The following is a 17,614-nucleotide window of genomic DNA, read 5'->3' on the forward strand; positions in this document are numbered from 1 at the left end:
CCGGGGTTACAGGAAATATTCTTCAATGGCTGTACCATATCCATCATTTTCTTCAATCGAAGCGTGCTCCGGCTCCTCCATGACATCAGAAAGGTATTTGACCTGCCTGAGCGGCTGCACTCCGGCAAATCTTGCCCTGGCAGCTCTCTTATGGTTCAGGTGAAAGTCCGACAGGATAACCATCATGACCAGGGCCGATACCGCTACGATGAGCACGGCAAAAGCAGTTTTGGGCGTAGCGAAAATATACTGGAGCAGACTGTGTATTCTTGCCGGGAAGCTTTTCGCCCTGCTGCCTTCCTCGGTACCAATGCCCTCTTTGACCCGGTTCCATATTACCTCCGGCGGCTTGATTCTCCGGGCATATTCAAATGGCTCCCTGGCTGCATTGTGGATGCTCTGTTCGAATTGCCTGCATGCAGGGCAGACAGCCAGATGACCTTCAATTTCATTGGTCATTATCTCGTTCGTTTCGCCGTCAAGATAATCTGTCAAGAGCAACTCCTGAATTTTTTTGCATTTCATTTTTTGTAGCCTCGCTTTTCCGGTAAGCTATAAGAGCCTCCCGTGCTCTTTTGAGCCTTGAGCGTACCGTGTTAATATTAATATTCAAAACCTCGGATATTTCTTTATAATTCAGTCCCTCGATCTCTCGCAGCACGATGCAGGCTCGCTGATCAGGATTGAGCACCCCCAGTAAATCGGTGATGAGTCTTTCGGTGTCATCCTGATCAATGGCTGTTTCTGCCAGGGGAGAGATGCACTGCTCAGCAAGGGAACTGTCATCGTCCCGCCGGTTCATCTCCTCGGTTATTCCTTTGCAGGCAGTTATGGCTGCATTCACCGTAATTCTGTATACCCACGTCTTAAAGGATGAGAGAAACCGGAAGTCTTTAAGATTCTTATATATTTTTATAAATACCTCCTGAGTGACATCTTCCGCATCGTCACGGTTGTTCGTTATCCGGAAAGCTATGGTATAGACAAATTCAGAAGCAGCCCGGTAAATCATCTCGAAAGCTTCTTCATCACCCAAAGATGCCTGTAGTAAAATATCCCTGGAAATGTCCTTCACTTGTCCCTCCAGTCAATGCGCCCTTACACCACTTAGACAAGAGAATTTCGGAAAAAGTTCCCTCGATCGCGAATTGTAGCACAATTCAAAGAAGAGAAGATATCAGGATGTTAAAACGTGTAGCCAATGCTTATGGCCAGAGAATGGGCATAGCCATTTTTAAAAGTGATGGCATGTGAGCGGTCAACGGGATCACCTTCAACAACCACAATTCCCTTCCTGTCCCTCGAAAGCACAGAGGTATACGCAATATCCATGGTCCACTTGATCCAATGGAAGCCGGTTCCCAGGCTGAACATGGCAAGGTCATTATTCGGGACCATATAATCCAGGTGGTGCTCATCGATCGGTGATTCGTCAAACACGGAGCCTGCCCGCAGATCCAGCCAGTCATTCACGGCATACTCCAGGCCGAGCTGATATCGCCAGGTATTGTGCCAGTCCTTGGGGATTTTCTGATGGGATGATGCCGGGTCAGCGGGATTGGGGGGCGTGGATAGATCAATGACCAGCTTATCGAAGCTGCTCCAGCCGGTATAAATCAGAGAAAATTCAGCACTCAACTGTTCTATCGGCGATACGGCCACACCTGCGGAAATTGACGCAGGCAGCCTGATTTTACCGGATCCATTGGAGTTATGAAAAAACTTTACGGTTGGATCGAGTGGATACGGCACGCTGGAGGGGCTGTACTGAACCTCGCCTCTCAGATTCTGATTGACATTACTGCGGCAGGTCAGGCTCAAGGACAAGCGGTCGCCGGGCTGGTAATGAAGGCCAAGATTTGCACCGAGAGCAAGGTCGTCGGCAGTTATTCGGCTGTCGATTTCTCCACCGGCAAAACCGGGATCGGCAATTTTGTTTTTTGACACTATTGCAAAGTACATGGCCTCCAAACCAATGGCAGCAGATAGTTCATCGCTGATTTTAAAGGCCCAGTCGGGATTGAGAGAATAACTTTCGATGTCAGCGCAGTAGCTGCCATACCTTCCTGCCCAGTTCGCGGGGAATCGGGTTGAGAGACCGAATCGTGAATAGAGGCCCAGGCCAAACCAGGAACGGTCATTACACTGGCAGGTGAAGTAGACGTTGGACGGGAAAAGTAATAAATCCCTGGTGTCAGTTGAGGTAGTTGTATTGCCTCTGCTGACCACTGCGGTGACTTTGGGGCTGATCATGCTCGATCCGAATGAGGCCTGGACACCTTCCAGGCGGGTGATTCCAGCCGGGTTAAATGCCAGTGCGCAAGGATCGTCAGCTCTGGCTATGGCCGCCCCGCCAAGGGCGCTGCCCCGCGCCCCCCACTCGTACAGGGCAAAACCGGCGGACCAGACCAGGCTGCAGTCGCCAAGCATGGCAAATAACAGTGCACATAAACAAATGAATAGGATTTTTTTCATACCATCCTCCCCCTTGAGAGTTCCTTCGGTATTTTGGGCTGGTTGTGATGAGCTTGGCAGTGATAAATATTTATATTTTTGGTCTTAAATATAAAGATCAATTTCAAATAGTATTTATCATATAAATTTTATCCTGCTTTAAAATTTGAACAAAATATAAGATTATGGTATTATACTATAAGAAGGGGTAAGCGATACCGAAGGAACCATATTTTACTCAGTAAATTTACCAGCTCTCTCCCCTGCTGAACGGCGAAGGGGCTCGATCATGAGTTTTTTGACGGTTGTCAATATTTTGAGTTTTGTTGTTCACTCGTTCCTGGCTATTTTCGTATTGGTAAAAAGCCCCAGGTCTCCACTGAACAGGGTAGGGTCAGCTCTCATCGGCTGTTTTGCCATCTGGAGCCTTGGAGCCATGTTCATGTGTAACCACTTTATTCCCAGGGACATGGCTATGAGATTTGTTAACATAATCTTCGTTGGGGCTGCAGGATTTATGGGCCTTACCGTCTGGTTTCATCTTATCTTTACTGATAAGAAAGCCATACTGAAAAATAAAATATTCTCTGTGATTAATTTCTCCTTACCCCTGTTTTTCATTTATCTGCAGTGGAAGGATCAGGCAATTGCAGAGGACGTATTGAAGGAAAGTTATGGATGGACGCTGGTCTGGTCGAATTCAATCTGGACATATGCCTATGATCTTTATTTCATTTCCACCATTATGGCGGCACTTTACCTGCTTTTCCGTTTTCGGAGAGAAACGAAATCGCCAATTAAGAAAAAACATACCCTTGTTCTCATGACAGCCACCGGCATTGCATTCATGTTTGGAACGATAACCGATGTCATTCTTCCACAATTACATATTCATGTCATCCCGGTGTCGGGGAACGTCATTGCCCTGATATGGATAGCCGGACTGGTCTACGCAATCGCCAAGTACAAACTTTTTACGGTTTCCCTGGCCACGGCAGCCGAAAACATCATTTCCACCATGAGTGACTGCCTCATTCTTCTGGACACCGGGGGAAGGATACAACTTGCCAATGAGGCCTGTTTCGATACGCTGGGATATACGGAAAATCAGCTCAAGGAGCAGCCATTGACTATCCTTCTCCCCCCTGAACAGGTGGAGAACCATCAGCTCAGGGAAATAATGAGCGGAAAGGAACTCAGGAACTTCTACCTTACTCTCAGAGACAAAAACGGGGTGCAGGTCCCGGCCAGTCTCTCGACTTCGGTCCTGCACGACAAGGAGGGGAATACAGCCGGAATTGTCTGGATCGCCCGTGACATGACCGAGCGCTGGCGGGCGGAGGAGGAGAAAGCCAGGATCCAGACACAACTGCTTCAATCACAAAAGATGGAAGCCATCGGTATCCTGGCCGCAGGTGTGGCCCATGATTTCAATAACCTGCTGACCACCATTCAGGGCTATACCACCCTGGCCATGATGAATATATCCGATGAGGACCCTGCGTCCATGGACCTTAACCAGGTAAGAGAAGCGGCTGGCAGGGCGGCGAACCTTACCCGCCAGTTGCTCCTTTTCAGCCGCAAGCAGCCGATGGAGCATACGTTCGTCGATCTGAACGATCTGATAGATAACCTGCTCAAGATGCTCTACCGCCTCATTGGTGAGGATATTACCATTGCTACTGAGCTGGAGCCCCATATCTGGCCGATTCTGGCCGATGAGGGAACAATCGAGCAGGTAATTATGAATCTGGCGGTCAATGCCAGAGATGCCATGCCAAAGGGGGGCAGGCTTACCATCAAGACGGAAAACGTAATCCTGGATGAAAAGGATTCTGAAAATATTCCTGAAGCCCGGCCCGGCCAGTTTGTCTGTCTCCAGATTGCGGATACCGGATGCGGTATGGATGAGAGGACCGCCGAGCGGATATTTGAACCCTTTTTCACCACCAAAGAGATCGGAAGAGGAACCGGTCTTGGCCTTTCGGTAGTCTACGGCATTGTCAAACAGCATGAAGGGTGGATTAACATTTACAGCAGGTTGGGAGAAGGATCGGTATTTAAGGTGTACCTGCCGGTCCTTCTCTCTCAGGCATACTGGAAGGGAGAAGAGGTTATTCCGCTTCAGGATCTTCAGGGCAGGGGTGAGCGGATTTTAGTCGTGGAGGATGAAGAGGGGGTTCGTAAATCGACCGTCAGGGTGCTGCAAAAAAACAACTATACGGTAAATGAGGCTTCAAGCGGGCGGGAAGCCCTGGATATCTGTGAGCGGGCACAAGGAAAGTTCGCTCTGGTGTTAAGCGATGTAGTGCTCCCCGACCAGAGCGGTCTCGAACTGGTCAACCGGCTTCTTGCGCGCCAGCCTGACCTCAAGGTTCTCATGACCAGCGGCTATACTGACCAGAAGTCACTGTGGCCTGCCATCCAGCAGAGAGGATTCCGGTTTCTCCAGAAGCCCTATTCCCTGTCTGACCTGCTTCGGAATTTGCGGGAGATAATAGAGGGAGATAAAGTGAAGGTTTAAATTCCCCAAAACCCGGCCTTTTACAATTGCACTCTTCAGTTATCCCCAAAATCATGATACTATTACCTGTGGTGGGAAGGAGACAGCCCTCCAGGCTGTGGCTGTTCCCTGCCCCATTATTCAATCACTGCCTGCATACCTGATATACCCATACAGGTACAGCACATACAGATACTACCTATACAAAAGGGGGATACTTATGAGTCTTTTGGTTGTGGGGTCTGTTGCCCTGGATACGATTGAGACGCCGTTTGGGAAAACGCAGGAAGCCCTGGGAGGCTCAGCCATTTATTTTTCCTGTGCTGCCAGCTACTTCACCGATGTATCCCTGGTGGCTGTTGTCGGCGAGGATTTCCCCGCGGAGCATGTCGATCTGCTGGAAAAGCGGGGGATAGACACTTCCGGGCTGATCAAATCCAGCGGGAATACCTTTCGCTGGATTGGAAAATACGGGTTTGACCTCAATGAGGCTGAGACGATCAATACCCACCTCAACGTATTCGAGCAATTTCAACCGACCCTGACCGACCGGCATAAGGAAAAGGAGTTTATCTTTTTGGCCAACATCGATCCGGATCTGCAAAAATCGGTATTGCGCCAGGTCGAGCGGCCCAGGTTTGCAGCCTCGGACACCATGAATTTCTGGATCGAGCGGAAAAACGACTCCTTGAAATCTCTCCTTCAGAGCATTGATGTCCTGGTCATCAACGAGGGAGAGGCCCGGCAGCTTGCCGGGGAAGCCAATATTTTCAAGGCAGCGCGCGCGATCCTTTCTTTTGGGCCAAAGTCCCTGATTATCAAACGGGGAGAATATGGCTCCCTGACCTTTCACAATCATTCCATTTTCGCTGCACCAGCCTATCCTCTGGAAACGGTCTTTGACCCGACCGGGGCCGGTGACAGCTTTGCCGGAGGGCTGATGGGCTTTCTGGCCAAAACCAGGAACTTTGATACAGACAACATCAAGCGGGCGGTGATCTTTGGCAGTGTCATGGCTTCCTTTGCCGTGGAAACATTCAGCCTGGAGCGACTGGCTAACCTCGATGAGGGGGAAATTTTCCAGCGGTACCGGAAACTGCGGGAGATCACCAATTTTGAGGATTTTGAGGATTAATGCAGGTTATCACAAGCCATATCAACTCTGATTTCGATTCTCTGGCATCCATGATTGCCGCCAAAAAGCTCTATCCTGAAGCCAGGCTGGTTTTTGCGGGAGCTGTGGAGATGAATCTTCGCCTCTTCCTGAAAATGCCTGCCTGGCGGATCCCTCACCTGAAAATCCGGGATATCCGCCTGGAGGAGATCGACCATCTCATTCTGGTCGATACCAGGCTGCCTGACCGGATCGGAGACTTTGCCAGGATTCTGGGCCGCCCTGGTTTGAAAATCCACATCTACGATCATCACCCCGGCCAGGCGGGAGATATCCGGGGAGAAGTGGAGGTGGTCAAAGCCTATGGTTCAACTACGACCATATTCGTGGAAATATTCCGCAAGCGGGATATCAGGATTTCTCCCAGGGAGGCGACTCTGATGGCCCTTGGCATCTATGAGGACACCGGATTTTTGACCTTTACCTCTACCACCCCGGAGGATCTTCAGGCCGCCGCTTACCTGCGCTCCTGCGGTGCAGACCTGACCATGATATCCGATCTGATCAATCGCGACCTTACCCAGGAGCAGATATCCCTCCTCAATCTCCTCCTCCAGTCGATGGAAAGATACATGATCAACGGGACCGAAGTGGTCATTGCCTCTGCTTCCATAGAGCGCTACATCGGCGATGTAGCTATTCTGGCTCATAAGATCCGTGACCTTGAGAATGTGGATGCCCTGTTTGTCCTGGTCCAGATGGATAACCGGGTTCATATGGTGGCCAGAAGCAGGATTGCCGGGGTGGATGTCGGTGACATTGCCCATGCCTTCGGAGGCGGCGGGCATCACTATGCTGCTTCGGCAACCATCCGGGACAAGCCCCTGGTTCAGGTCAGGGAAACCCTCATCGGCCTGCTCCGCCAGCGGACCAAACCAGCCATCACTGCCCGCGATATCATGAGCTCGCCGGTCAAAACCGTTGCTGAAACCTCTACTGTTCAGCAGGGAAAGCAGGCTTTCGATCGATACAGTGTCGGCACTCTTCCGGTCGTGGACCAGGAGGGAAAGCTGGTCGGCCTCATCAGTGACCAGACCATTGGCAAGGCCACCAGGCATGGCATGGAAAAGTCGATGATCAGGGATTTCATGCAAACCGATTTTCTTACGGTCAGCGAGGAAACAGGGATCGATCAGATCCGCGAGTATATGGTCGAGGGCAATCAGCGGTTTATTCCGGTCCTGCACAATGGACATCTGGTCGGCGCCATTACCAAGAGCGATCTTCTGCGGGCCATGCACGATCACCTGCTGCATCTGGCCACGATCGGCCACCGGCTTCATTCTGCCGGAGAGGTTCATCCCAGGAATTTAAGCCGTCTTCTGAAGGAGCAGCTCCCTGCGCACATCCTGTCGATCCTGCAGACTGCCGGCCAGGCTGCCGATGAGCTCGGTGTTTCGGCCTATGTGGTCGGAGGGTTCGTCCGGGACCTGCTTTTGCGGGTCAGCAACTTCGACATCGACCTGGTGATCAAGGGAAACGGGATCCTCTTTGCCGAGTATCTGGCCAACATGGTTCATGGCAGGCTGAGAGCCCATCAGCGGTTTGGAACTGCGGTGGTGGTTTTCCCGAACGGATTTAAAATCGATGTGGCCACGGCCAGAATCGAATATTACGAGCGTCCGGTAGCCCTGCCCCGGGTTGAGCTCAGTTCTCTCAAGCATGATCTTTACCGCCGGGATTTCACTGTCAACACCCTGGCTCTTCAATTGAACCGTCAAAAATTCGGCTACCTGATCGATTTTTTCGGCGGGCAGAAAGACCTGAAGGATAAAAAAATCCAGGTACTGCACGGCCTCAGCTTTATCGAGGACCCGACCAGGATCTTCCGGGCCATCCGGTTCGAGCAGCGGTACGGATTCAGAATAGGGAAAAATACCCTGGGGCTGTTGAATTACACCGTCAAACGAGGGCTTCTGACCAGGTTGAAGGGATACCGGCTGTTTACCGAGCTTTCCCTCATTCTTCAGGAGGAGGAACCCCTGCGGGCTGTCACCAGGATGGGAGAGCTGGACCTTTTGAAATTTATCCATCCCCGCATTCATGTCGATGAGCAGCTCTACCGGATCTTTCATGAAATCAAGAAGGTCATGGACTGGTACCAGCTCCTCTACCTCGAGCCTCCGGTAAAAACGTGGCTTTTGTACTTTGTCGGTCTGGCTGATCAGTTATCCGTGGAGGAATTTATTGCCCTGTGCCGAAAAATCGAGATAAGCCAGAAATATTATCCGATTCTCCTGCAAATCAAGATCAAACACCAGACCATAGTGAAAAACCTTCTTGCTCTTTCCCATCCCAGGCCGAGTCAGATTTACCGGACCTTAAGCCCGTTTGCTCTTGAGCCGCTTCTCTATGCCATGGCCAGGAGCCCTGTCGAGGAGGTGAAAAAAAGGATTTCTTCTTACCTGACGAGCCTGCGGGCAACCAAAGTGCTCCTGACCGGCAAGGACCTTCAATCCCTGGGTTATCAGCCAGGTCCGGTTTATAAGAAAATCCTGGATAGTCTGCTTCAGGCAAGACTGGATGGAGAGATCGAAACCCGACAGGATGAAATAAATTATGTGAAGCAACGATTTTCGACTGAGTAGTTTCAAGTTTTATTCCCCGGTCCTGTCTGCCGGGCATACGCCCATAAGACCGGATCACAACTATCGTCTATAGTATCAATCTGAGATTATGGAAGAATATATGGAAACTGCAGCTTCTTTTATCAAGGTTATCAGTATCTCGGCCATTCCAATCCTCATGGCCATCATGCTCCATGAAATCGGCCATGGATGGATGGCCAACCGGCTGGGAGATCCAACGGCCAAACATGCAGGACGATTGACCCTGAATCCGATCCCTCATATCGATATCTTCGGGACGATCATCCTGCCGGTCCTTTTACTGCTTACCAATACGGGCATTGTCTTCGGCTACGCAAAACCGGTACCGATCAATCCCTATAATCTGCGGGAGCCCAGAAAAGATATGATGTGGATTGCAGGAGCAGGCCCCTTGACCAACCTGATTCTGGCCATCCTCAGTGCCATTGCGCTGCGGATGCTCGGCCTGTTCGACCCGGGGCTCCTGCACGTTCAATCGCCGCTGTTTCGCAGGTTAAATCTCGGCCATTCACTATTCTATCCCCTGGCCCTGATGTTAATGAAAAGTATTCAGATCAATATTGTTCTGGGATTATTTAACCTCATTCCTATCCCTCCGGCTGACGGCGGGAGGATCATGACAGGATTACTGCCGCAACGGCAGGCAGAGGCCTATAGTAAAATTGAACCGTTTGGCCTGATTATTCTCTTTGCAATTATCTTCTTCGACGATCAGCTCGGGATCTTATCCAGAACGCTGTATCCCATGATCCAGTTTCTGACCCGGCTGCTCATCTGGATATGAGATCAGGCTCAGCGATGGAAGAAGACACCTTGAACAGGGAAAACAGGGGGGAGGAGAACAAGAACAGAAAAAATCAAGCCATAGTATCACCAGTATCATCCCAAAGCGAGTACCGGGTGGTTCTGGACATTTTCGAAGGGCCGCTGGACCTTCTGGTGCATCTCATCAAAAAGGAAAAAATCGACATTTACGATATTTCCATTACCAAAATCACTGATCAGTACCTTGCTTTTCTCGAAACCATGACTATCCTGAACCTTGATGTCACCAGCGAGTTTCTGGTCATGGCAGCTACCCTGATCTACATGAAGTCGCAGACTCTGCTGACCCCGAAAGAGCCTCATGAGGAGGAGGAACTTGAGGAACAGAAAAAAGACCTGGTTGACCGGCTGGTGGAGTACCAGCGATATAAAGAGGCTGCTGAATTCCTCTGCACCATGGCTGATGAGCACAGCAGGATTTTCTTCCGCCCTCCCCTGCCGGACCCGGAGCAGGGAGATTCGCTCTCCATCGGCGAGGCAGAGATATTCGACCTCGTTCTGGCTTTCCGGAACATCCTCCATGCGCACCAGGCAGAAGAGCCGGTTATTCCGCTGAAGATCGACGAGATTGACGTCAAGGACAAGATACAGCAGATTCTGGTATTCCTGCGGGTATATCACCATGCACACTTTGAAGAGCTCCTCGAAGGGAGATATGAAAGGCATATCATCGTTGTCACCTTTCTCGCGCTCCTCGAAATGGCAAAAACGGGAATTATCCGCCTGCGGCAGGCAATGCCCTTCGGAAAGATATCAATATCGGTCGTTCCTTCGGAATAAAAATTTCGCTGTACTCTTTGAAGGGGGGAGAATCACGGGCAAACTATCAAGTATGAAATATCTTGCATGCTAAGATTTTTTTTTCATAGAGAGGGAGAAAAAAGTTATCAGTTTGAAGTTATCTATTACCAGTTTTTTCACTGACAACTGGCAACCGGCAATTGATAACCGCTGCCTGTCGCCCCGCACGGGATACGGCAAAAATATTGCATATTTGCAAGGAGCGGCAGTTTATTTTATGGATGGAGGCGTATTAAACTATGGAAAAGCGACGGCAAGAGTTTTTGAAAGAGATTTGGCTCAGAAAGCATCTGATCTATGCATTGTCAGGAGTAATTCTTTGTCTGGCGTTATGGTGTGGAAAAAGCACAGCCCAGTTTTTCCCCCTGCCGTTTGGCGGCCCTGTTTTCGGCGGAGCTCCTTTTGGCGCAATCGGTCCCCTGGGGTTTGGAGGCGGACTCGGATTCGCACCCGGGATTGGCCTTCCCGCTCCTTCCTTAGTAGGTGATCCTTTTGCCCTGGGCGCGGCATCAGGTTACGCCGGCTTAGGATTTGGCTGGCAGCAACCGGTTCCAATATATGGACAGCCGACATTTATGCAGCCTTCAGGCATGTTCGGCTCAGCAGCCTTTATGCCGCTCACTCAGCCCCCTGTGGGATCACCTTATGGGGCAGGGGTATATGGACAGAGCATGCCAGGCTATGGTGCTTATCTGCCCACGGCACCGGCAAACTATGGGCAGGGCGGGTATATGCCGCCTTATGGGACCGGCATGCCGACCACCTATGCTCAGCCGGGATATTGGCCCACCTCACCGACTACACCGGGAAACTATTTTCTCGACCCGCGATATGCCCAGAGTACTACTTATGGGCAGTCCGCCAATCCGGGCGGGTATTTTGGAGGGACATCATATCCCTATACCAATCCCGCGCAGCCGACTACTCCCACTACGCCCACTACCCCCACCCAGCCATCGGACTCGGGCGGTGATACATCTATCCAGGATCTGCCCAACCTGAGCGCTCTGTGGCAGGGCTCATACGTTCTTTATGACCCCAACAGCACGAGCCTGGAGGTTCTGGCTGAAGGAACTGTCAACCTGGGGCTGACACAGAAAAAGAACGATTATCAGGTCAGCGGATACATGACTGTTACCAATTGGGAAATTGTCAACGAGAAGAAAAAGGGGCGTGTTGTGGCTACTGCCAATTATGCCGACAGCACGAAGGTCGATTTTCTCAACGTCATTGTCAGATTTTATCCTGATCTCGAGGACGACGAGACACCTACGAATGACAGCGTCCAGTATGTTTGGGTATTCAGCGGAAATATCAAAAACAATACACTTGAGGGCAGCCTTAACATAAGCGGCGATAACTATTCAAAAGCCGGAACTATTACGCTGGCAAAAAAGCAGATCTAGCTCGCAACCTCAAGAGCCTTAGAATTGCCCCCTCACCCTGTCCTTTTCTCCCGCACGATGGGAGAAAGACAGGGTGAGGGGGGAACATTATCGCGAATTTGATGCAAATAAAGTCCTCAACAAGAAAAATAATTGCTGATATTTTCCTGAGAGAGTATAACTAATCAGGTATCTATCGCGTCTAATGAACAAAGCATACTTTCCCCCTTGGTATTAAACCTTATTCCTGGAGGGGGGTGAATAGATGGAGCAAGTTTGTGGGGGTTAAAGAATAGGGTTTATGGTGTAAAAACAGAAAGGAGAAAGGTGTGTAGTATGAGAAGTAAACGGTTTTTGAGAGCATGGATTTTCAGTATTGTCCTGATAGCTGGTACCAGCCTGATTTACTCTTCAGCCTTTGGCCAGTTCAGCCAGGATGTCTCTATCAGCGGGGGAAATCTTTTCAGCACGTACAGTCTCGATTCGAGCCTTTTTATCAGCCCGTTTCTCCAGACCTCTGCGTATTCTTCGACTCAGGTAAATCCCTTCAGCACATCAACTCTTGATTCGAGCCTTTATGTCAGCCCGCTTGTCCAGTCTTCTTCGTATTCCTCGTCGGTGACGAATCCCTTCGCTGCAGCGTCCAGCGAGTATTCCACGTATCATGACCTGTTTTCCACCTCATATGACCAATCTTCCAGTTACCAGAATATTCTGGGCTTCGGCTATTCCACGGGCTCCAGTTTCTCTGCCGGCCCGTTTTCTACCTCAGCGGGCGGATATTCCAGCTTTATGGCTCCGGGTTCATCGTATTCAAGTGAATATGATGTTTCCCAGAACCTTTTCGGGGGAAGCAGCCATTACGAAAACAGCCTGGTACTGCCCTGGACCACGTATGGTTCTGAAGTGACCAGCAGTTATGGCCTGGATGCCTTTCCTTTTGCCACCGAGTTTTCCGGCTCTTCCGTAGCGGTAGGAACGCCAACGGTTTTCAGCGGCCCCCTTACCGGCTTCAACCGCACCAGTGAGGGGATCGCCAATTTAATATATTATGCGCCGATCTCTGCTCAACTGGATCAGGTTCTGGGGGACCGTCCGATGTACACTGCTGAAGGCATGCCTTTCTATGCAACAGCCAGCTATTTCAATCCCTATAATGCCTCCAATTACTATTTTGCACCTGGAGTCAAGACTTCGACAACCGGGATCACGCCTGGCGGAGTCATGGGCCCGCCCGCGGTGATCTCCACGGGCTCTTACGTCGGAGTCAGCGGACCGGCAGGTGTAGGGTTAGGAGGTGCAGGTGGCGGAACCGGAAGCCCTGCTGCCGGTGGTATCTCAGCAGCAGGTTTTTCAGCGGTAAGTTATGGAATAATGCCATAGTCACAATTTTTGAATCGATTCAATCGCCAGATTGATTGAAGTGCTTAAGCCCAGGAAAAGAAGAAAAGTCTTCTTTTCCTGGGCAGTTTTTTTCTCAGCTCCGGTTTGTGCCTGTGTACATATGCCCCTGAGCAAGTTACCATTTTTTATTTTGACTTCCGGGAAGGTCTATGGTTTAATAGACTTAATAATTTAATAGATTATTGAAACTTTTGATAAAAGTCTCCCTTATCGATTACCGCGAAGAGCACCGTGAGCGCAATGACAACCGAAGTTATTGAAAACGTCCGGATATCAGGCCAATACTATCGGCTTACCCTGGCTTGCGCCGAAATAGCCAATCAGGCATCTGCCGGACAATTTGTCATGATCAGGGTGCATCAGGGCCTGGATCCCCTGCTGCGCCGCCCCTTTTCCATCCACCGGCTGTGGGACTCCCGCCGGCACAGGCCATCCCCGGATTCCGGAAGCGACCGCCCGCAAGGCATCCAGATACTGTTTCGCCTGGCAGGGAAAGGAACAGCGTATCTGGCCTCGCTGTCCACAGGAGCGAAAATCGATGTTATTGGTCCGCTCGGCCACGGTTTTCAGCTTGAAAAGCCGGTTCTGCACCCTGTTTTGATTGCCGGGGGAATCGGGATTGCTCCTTTGCTTTTCCTGGCTGATCAATTAAGAGTGGTCAGTGGTCAGTGGCCAGTGGTCAGTAAAGAGAAGACAGGAGACAGAAGCCAGGAGTCAGGAGTCAGGAGTCAGGAGAAAAACAAACTGCAAGCGACGTCATTGATGGAAAGTCCATTATTCCAGCCCCGGCTGTTCCTTGGGGGAAAAAGTGCCGAGGACATTCTCTGTCAGGAGGATTTTCGGAAACAGGGCTTTTCTCTCTCCATCTCCACTGAAGACGGGTCCCTGGGGCATAAGGGGCTGATCACGGAACCCTTGTGCGCATATCTGGAGCAGGTGACCCGGATTTCGTCCGGGATTGAACCTGTTCTTTTTGCCTGCGGTCCCCTCCCCCTGATGTCCAGGGTAATTGAAATTGCCCGGCACTATCATCTGAGCTGCCAGGTTTCCCTGGAGCAAAGAATGGCCTGCGGAGTTGGTGCCTGCATGGGATGTGTGGTAGAATTGGAAGAAGGCGATAATTCGCATCAATACCGAAGGGTCTGCACGGAAGGCCCGGTTTTTGAGATACTCATAAAGAATTAACGATTACCACGAAACACACGAAACACACGAAAGAATTCAAAGTCTTTTTCGTGTACTTCGTGTGTTTCGTGGTTAAAATTCATCAATGACCACCAATACCATCGATACGAAAGTTCATCTGGCTGGCCTTGAGCTGAAAAATCCGGTTATGGTAGCTTCCGGAACCTTTGGCTATGGCCGGGAGTATGCCGGTTTCATCGACCTCAATCAGCTTGGGGCTATTGTGGTCAAAGGGGTGTCTGTTCAGCCGATGGCAGGAAATCCTCCACCCCGCATTGTCGAGACACCGGCTGGCATGCTGAATTCCATAGGATTGCAGAATGTCGGCCTGAAGACCTTCATCAGCGAGAAGCTGCCGTTTCTGGAGGAGATTGACAGCCTGGTCATCGTGAATATTCTGGGGCACACGATCGATGAATATGTGACTCTGGCCAGCGAGCTGTCAAAACACCCGCGGGTGGATGCCCTGGAGATCAATATCTCCTGCCCCAATGTTGACAAGGGAGGTCTTGCTTTCGGAACAGATGGGGAGGCCACGTTTGAGGTTGTGCAGGCTGTCCGGAAGGCAACTCATCTTCCCCTCATTACCAAGCTCACGCCCAATGTGACCAGTATCGCGCTGATTGCCCGCAGCGCTCAGGAAGCGGGCAGCGATGCCATTTCCCTGATCAACACGGTCCTTGGCATGGCCATCGATATTCACCGCCGAAAGCCGGCCCTGGCCAGAATCGTCGGCGGGCTCTCCGGCCCGGCCATTAAACCCATTGCCCTGCGGATGGTCTGGCAGGTATCGCAGGCGGTGGATATTCCCATCATCGGCATGGGCGGAATCATGAGCGCGGAGGATGCCATAGAATTTCTCCTGGCCGGAGCCAGTGCGGTTTCCATCGGCACCGCTCAATTTGTTGATCCGCAGATACCAATCAAAGTGGTCAAAGGGATCGAAGAATATATGATGAGGTATCAATTTCACAAGATCAGGGATATTACCGGAAGCCTCGATGTTTCATTATGATCAGAATCTCGGATATCACCGAAAAAGTTCAATCATATATCCCCTCTCCGGACATTGACCTTATTCACCGGGCCTATGTTTTTTCAGCCAAGGTCCATAAAGGCCAGGTCCGGCTCTCCGGAGAGCCCTATCTGACCCATCCCCTCGAGGTTTCAGCCATTCTGGCGGAGCTGAGGCTGGATGAGGTGACCGTGGCCGTGGGACTGCTGCACGATACGGTTGAAGATACCCTGGCCACGGAAAATGAGATCAGGGAACTTTTCGGTGAGGAAATCGTATTCCTGGTCAATGCCGTAACCAAGATCAGTCAGATTTCCTTTGCCTCCCATGAGGAAAAGCAGGCCGAAAACTTCAGAAAAATGCTTCTGGCCATGGCCAAGGATATCAGGGTTATCCTGATCAAACTGGCTGACCGGCTCCATAACATGCGCACCCTGGAGTACCTGCCCAGAGAAAAGCAGATCCGCATCGCCCGCGAAACCATGGAGATTTATGCTCCCTTTGCCAACCGCCTCGGAATTGCCAAGGTCAAATCCGAGCTGGAGGACCTTGCCTTCAAGTATCTGGAGCCTGAAATCTTTGCCGAGCTTTCCCGGAAACTTACCGAGGAAATCCGCCATCGCCAGGGAATTATCGATGAAGCGATCAAGAGCATCCAGACCAAGCTCAAGGAGTATAACACCGAGGGGACGGTTACCGGGCGGACCAAGCACCTGTGGAGCATCTATCAGAAGATGAAGCGAAAGGGCATCACCTTTGAGGAAGTCTTTGACCTGATGGGCATTCGCATCATCACCGGCAATGTCCGGGACTGCTATGCATCACTTGGATTGATGCACTCGATCTGGACCCCGCTTCCCGGAGAATTCGATGACTATATCGCCATGCCAAAACCCAATATGTATCAATCTCTCCATACCGTAGTCATCGGACCGGGCGGGCATCCCCTGGAAATTCAGATCCGGACCTACGACATGCATCGCACAGCCGAAGAGGGGATCGCCGCCCATTGGCGCTATAAGGAAAAGGAGAAACTGGATAAACCATACGATGAGCGGTTTGTCTGGCTCCGGCAGCTCATGGAGTGGCAGCAGGATCTCAAGGATCCCACCGAATTTCTCCACATGATGAAGGTGGACCTGTTCCATGATGAAGTCTATGTTTTTACTCCCAAGGGAGAGGTCATGGGATTTCCGCAGGATGCAATCACCATTGATTTTGCCTACGCTATCCATACGCAGGTCGGCCATACCTGTGTCGGGGCCAAAGTCAACGGACGGATGGTTCCCTTGCGTTACCGGCTGAAAACCGGTGACATTGTCGAGATTCTCACCTCGCCAAACCATCATCCGAGCCGGGACTGGCTGAAAATCGTCAAAACCCCCAGAGCTATTCAACGGATAAAGCGCTGGCTGAAAACCGAGGAAAAGGAACGCTGCCTGACCCTTGGCCGGGAGATTCTCGATAAAGAACTGGCCAAATATGGTTTGAGCTTCCTGAAACTCCAGAAGAAGGGAGAGCTTCAGAAGGCGGCGGGACGGTTTGGACTGGTGGATGCAGATGAACTCATTGTCGATATCGCCTACGGAAAAATTTCCGCACGGCAGGTACTGAGCGAGCTTCTGCCCCAGGAGAAGCTTCAGCCCAGGCCTGAACCCTCCAAGCTGCAAAAAGTCATTACCAGAATTACCCAGCGCAAAGAAGAAGGGGTGAAGATCAAGGGGGTGGATGATGTTATGGCCCGCTTCGCCAAATGCTGCAATCCGGTGCCGGGAGATAAAATCGTGGGCTTTATTACCCGTGGCCGCGGGGTGTCCGTACACCGGGCCAATTGCCCCAATGTCGATCCCTTCCTCTACGGGACCGAGCGCCTGATCGAGACAACCTGGGATGTCAAGGGGAATATTCCCTATCAGGTGGAAATCCATGTCCGCTGCGCTCATAAGCCGGGAATGCTGGCTAAAATTACCGCGGCCATATCGGAGTCCGAGATCAACATCATGACCGCGGATGTGAAAGCAACCGGGGATACCTACGCTACCTGCCGATTCACCCTGGAAATCACCAACCTCAAACAATTGGAAAAGGTAATCAATTCCATCAAGACCATCCGCGATGTCATCGAGGTCGAACGGGTAACATCATTCCTTTCCAAAAACAAGACCGAAACCCATACCGTCAAAGATAAGCTCAGCGGGTAGAAAAGAGAGTGGTCAGTGGTCAGTGGTCAGCTTTTTTCCGGCCACTGACCACTTTTTT

The 17,614-nt window shown here is 50.9% G+C and carries 13 protein-coding genes; 10 read left to right on the plus strand and 3 right to left on the minus strand.

What is annotated here, in order from left to right; all coding sequences use genetic code 11:
- Positions 1–6 precede the first annotated feature (6 nt).
- The 3 genes from AB1611_06620 to AB1611_06630 all read right to left on the minus strand — a co-directional run bounded on the left by AB1611_06620 (position 7) and on the right by AB1611_06630 (position 2,475).
- Positions 7–495, minus strand: coding sequence for a zf-HC2 domain-containing protein (locus AB1611_06620; protein ID MEW6379264.1), 489 nt, complete (start codon positions 493–495; stop codon positions 7–9).
- Positions 479–1,075: an RNA polymerase sigma factor gene (locus AB1611_06625; protein MEW6379265.1), complete on the minus strand. Its 597-nt coding sequence runs from the start codon at positions 1,073–1,075 to the stop codon at positions 479–481. Before AB1611_06625 ends, AB1611_06620 begins: the two co-directional genes overlap by 17 nt.
- A 110-nt stretch (positions 1,076–1,185) precedes the next feature.
- Entirely contained in the window at positions 1,186–2,475 is a 1,290-nt protein-coding gene (locus tag AB1611_06630) for an outer membrane protein transport protein (protein ID MEW6379266.1), read from the minus strand.
- Between the two features lie 268 nt (positions 2,476–2,743).
- On the opposite strand from AB1611_06630, the gene AB1611_06635 reads away from it, so the two are divergent.
- The 10 genes from AB1611_06635 (at position 2,744) to AB1611_06680 (ending at position 17,556) form a co-directional block, all read left to right on the plus strand.
- Positions 2,744–4,978: an ATP-binding protein gene (locus tag AB1611_06635; protein MEW6379267.1), complete on the plus strand. Its 2,235-nt coding sequence runs from the start codon at positions 2,744–2,746 to the stop codon at positions 4,976–4,978.
- Positions 4,979–5,177: 199 nt separating this feature from the next.
- Positions 5,178–6,092, plus strand: coding sequence for a PfkB family carbohydrate kinase (locus AB1611_06640; GenBank protein ID MEW6379268.1), 915 nt, complete (start codon positions 5,178–5,180; stop codon positions 6,090–6,092).
- The gene (locus AB1611_06645) at positions 6,092–8,719 is read left to right on the plus strand and encodes a CBS domain-containing protein (protein ID MEW6379269.1); all 2,628 of its coding nucleotides are present in this window, start codon (positions 6,092–6,094) and stop codon (positions 8,717–8,719) included. The genes AB1611_06640 and AB1611_06645 overlap by 1 nt, the downstream gene beginning before the upstream one ends.
- Before the next feature lie 100 nt (positions 8,720–8,819).
- Positions 8,820–9,524: a site-2 protease family protein gene (locus AB1611_06650; protein ID MEW6379270.1), complete on the plus strand. Its 705-nt coding sequence runs from the start codon at positions 8,820–8,822 to the stop codon at positions 9,522–9,524.
- A gap of 14 nt (positions 9,525–9,538) precedes the next feature.
- Positions 9,539–10,345: a segregation/condensation protein A gene (locus AB1611_06655; protein ID MEW6379271.1), complete on the plus strand. Its 807-nt coding sequence runs from the start codon at positions 9,539–9,541 to the stop codon at positions 10,343–10,345.
- A gap of 260 nt (positions 10,346–10,605) precedes the next feature.
- A complete protein-coding gene (locus AB1611_06660) occupies positions 10,606–11,772 on the plus strand; it encodes a hypothetical protein (GenBank protein MEW6379272.1) in 1,167 nt (388 codons plus the stop codon).
- 315 nt (positions 11,773–12,087) lie between these two features.
- Positions 12,088–13,134 carry a hypothetical protein gene (locus AB1611_06665; protein ID MEW6379273.1) on the plus strand — a complete coding sequence of 349 codons (1,047 nt, stop codon included), beginning with the start codon at positions 12,088–12,090 and terminating at the stop codon, positions 13,132–13,134.
- A 261-nt stretch (positions 13,135–13,395) separates the two neighbouring features.
- Complete coding sequence (locus AB1611_06670) at positions 13,396–14,340, plus strand: dihydroorotate dehydrogenase electron transfer subunit (protein ID MEW6379274.1); 945 nt, start codon at positions 13,396–13,398, stop codon at positions 14,338–14,340.
- 85 nt (positions 14,341–14,425) lie between these two features.
- Complete coding sequence (locus tag AB1611_06675) at positions 14,426–15,355, plus strand: dihydroorotate dehydrogenase (protein ID MEW6379275.1); 930 nt, start codon at positions 14,426–14,428, stop codon at positions 15,353–15,355.
- Positions 15,352–17,556, plus strand: coding sequence for a bifunctional (p)ppGpp synthetase/guanosine-3',5'-bis(diphosphate) 3'-pyrophosphohydrolase (locus AB1611_06680; protein MEW6379276.1), 2,205 nt, complete (start codon positions 15,352–15,354; stop codon positions 17,554–17,556). The genes AB1611_06675 and AB1611_06680 overlap by 4 nt, the downstream gene beginning before the upstream one ends.
- Positions 17,557–17,614: the final 58 nt, after the last annotated feature.

It is taken from the genome of bacterium, from assembly GCA_040755755.1.
Classification (GTDB): Bacteria; SZUA-182; SZUA-182; order DTGQ01; family DTGQ01; genus DTGQ01.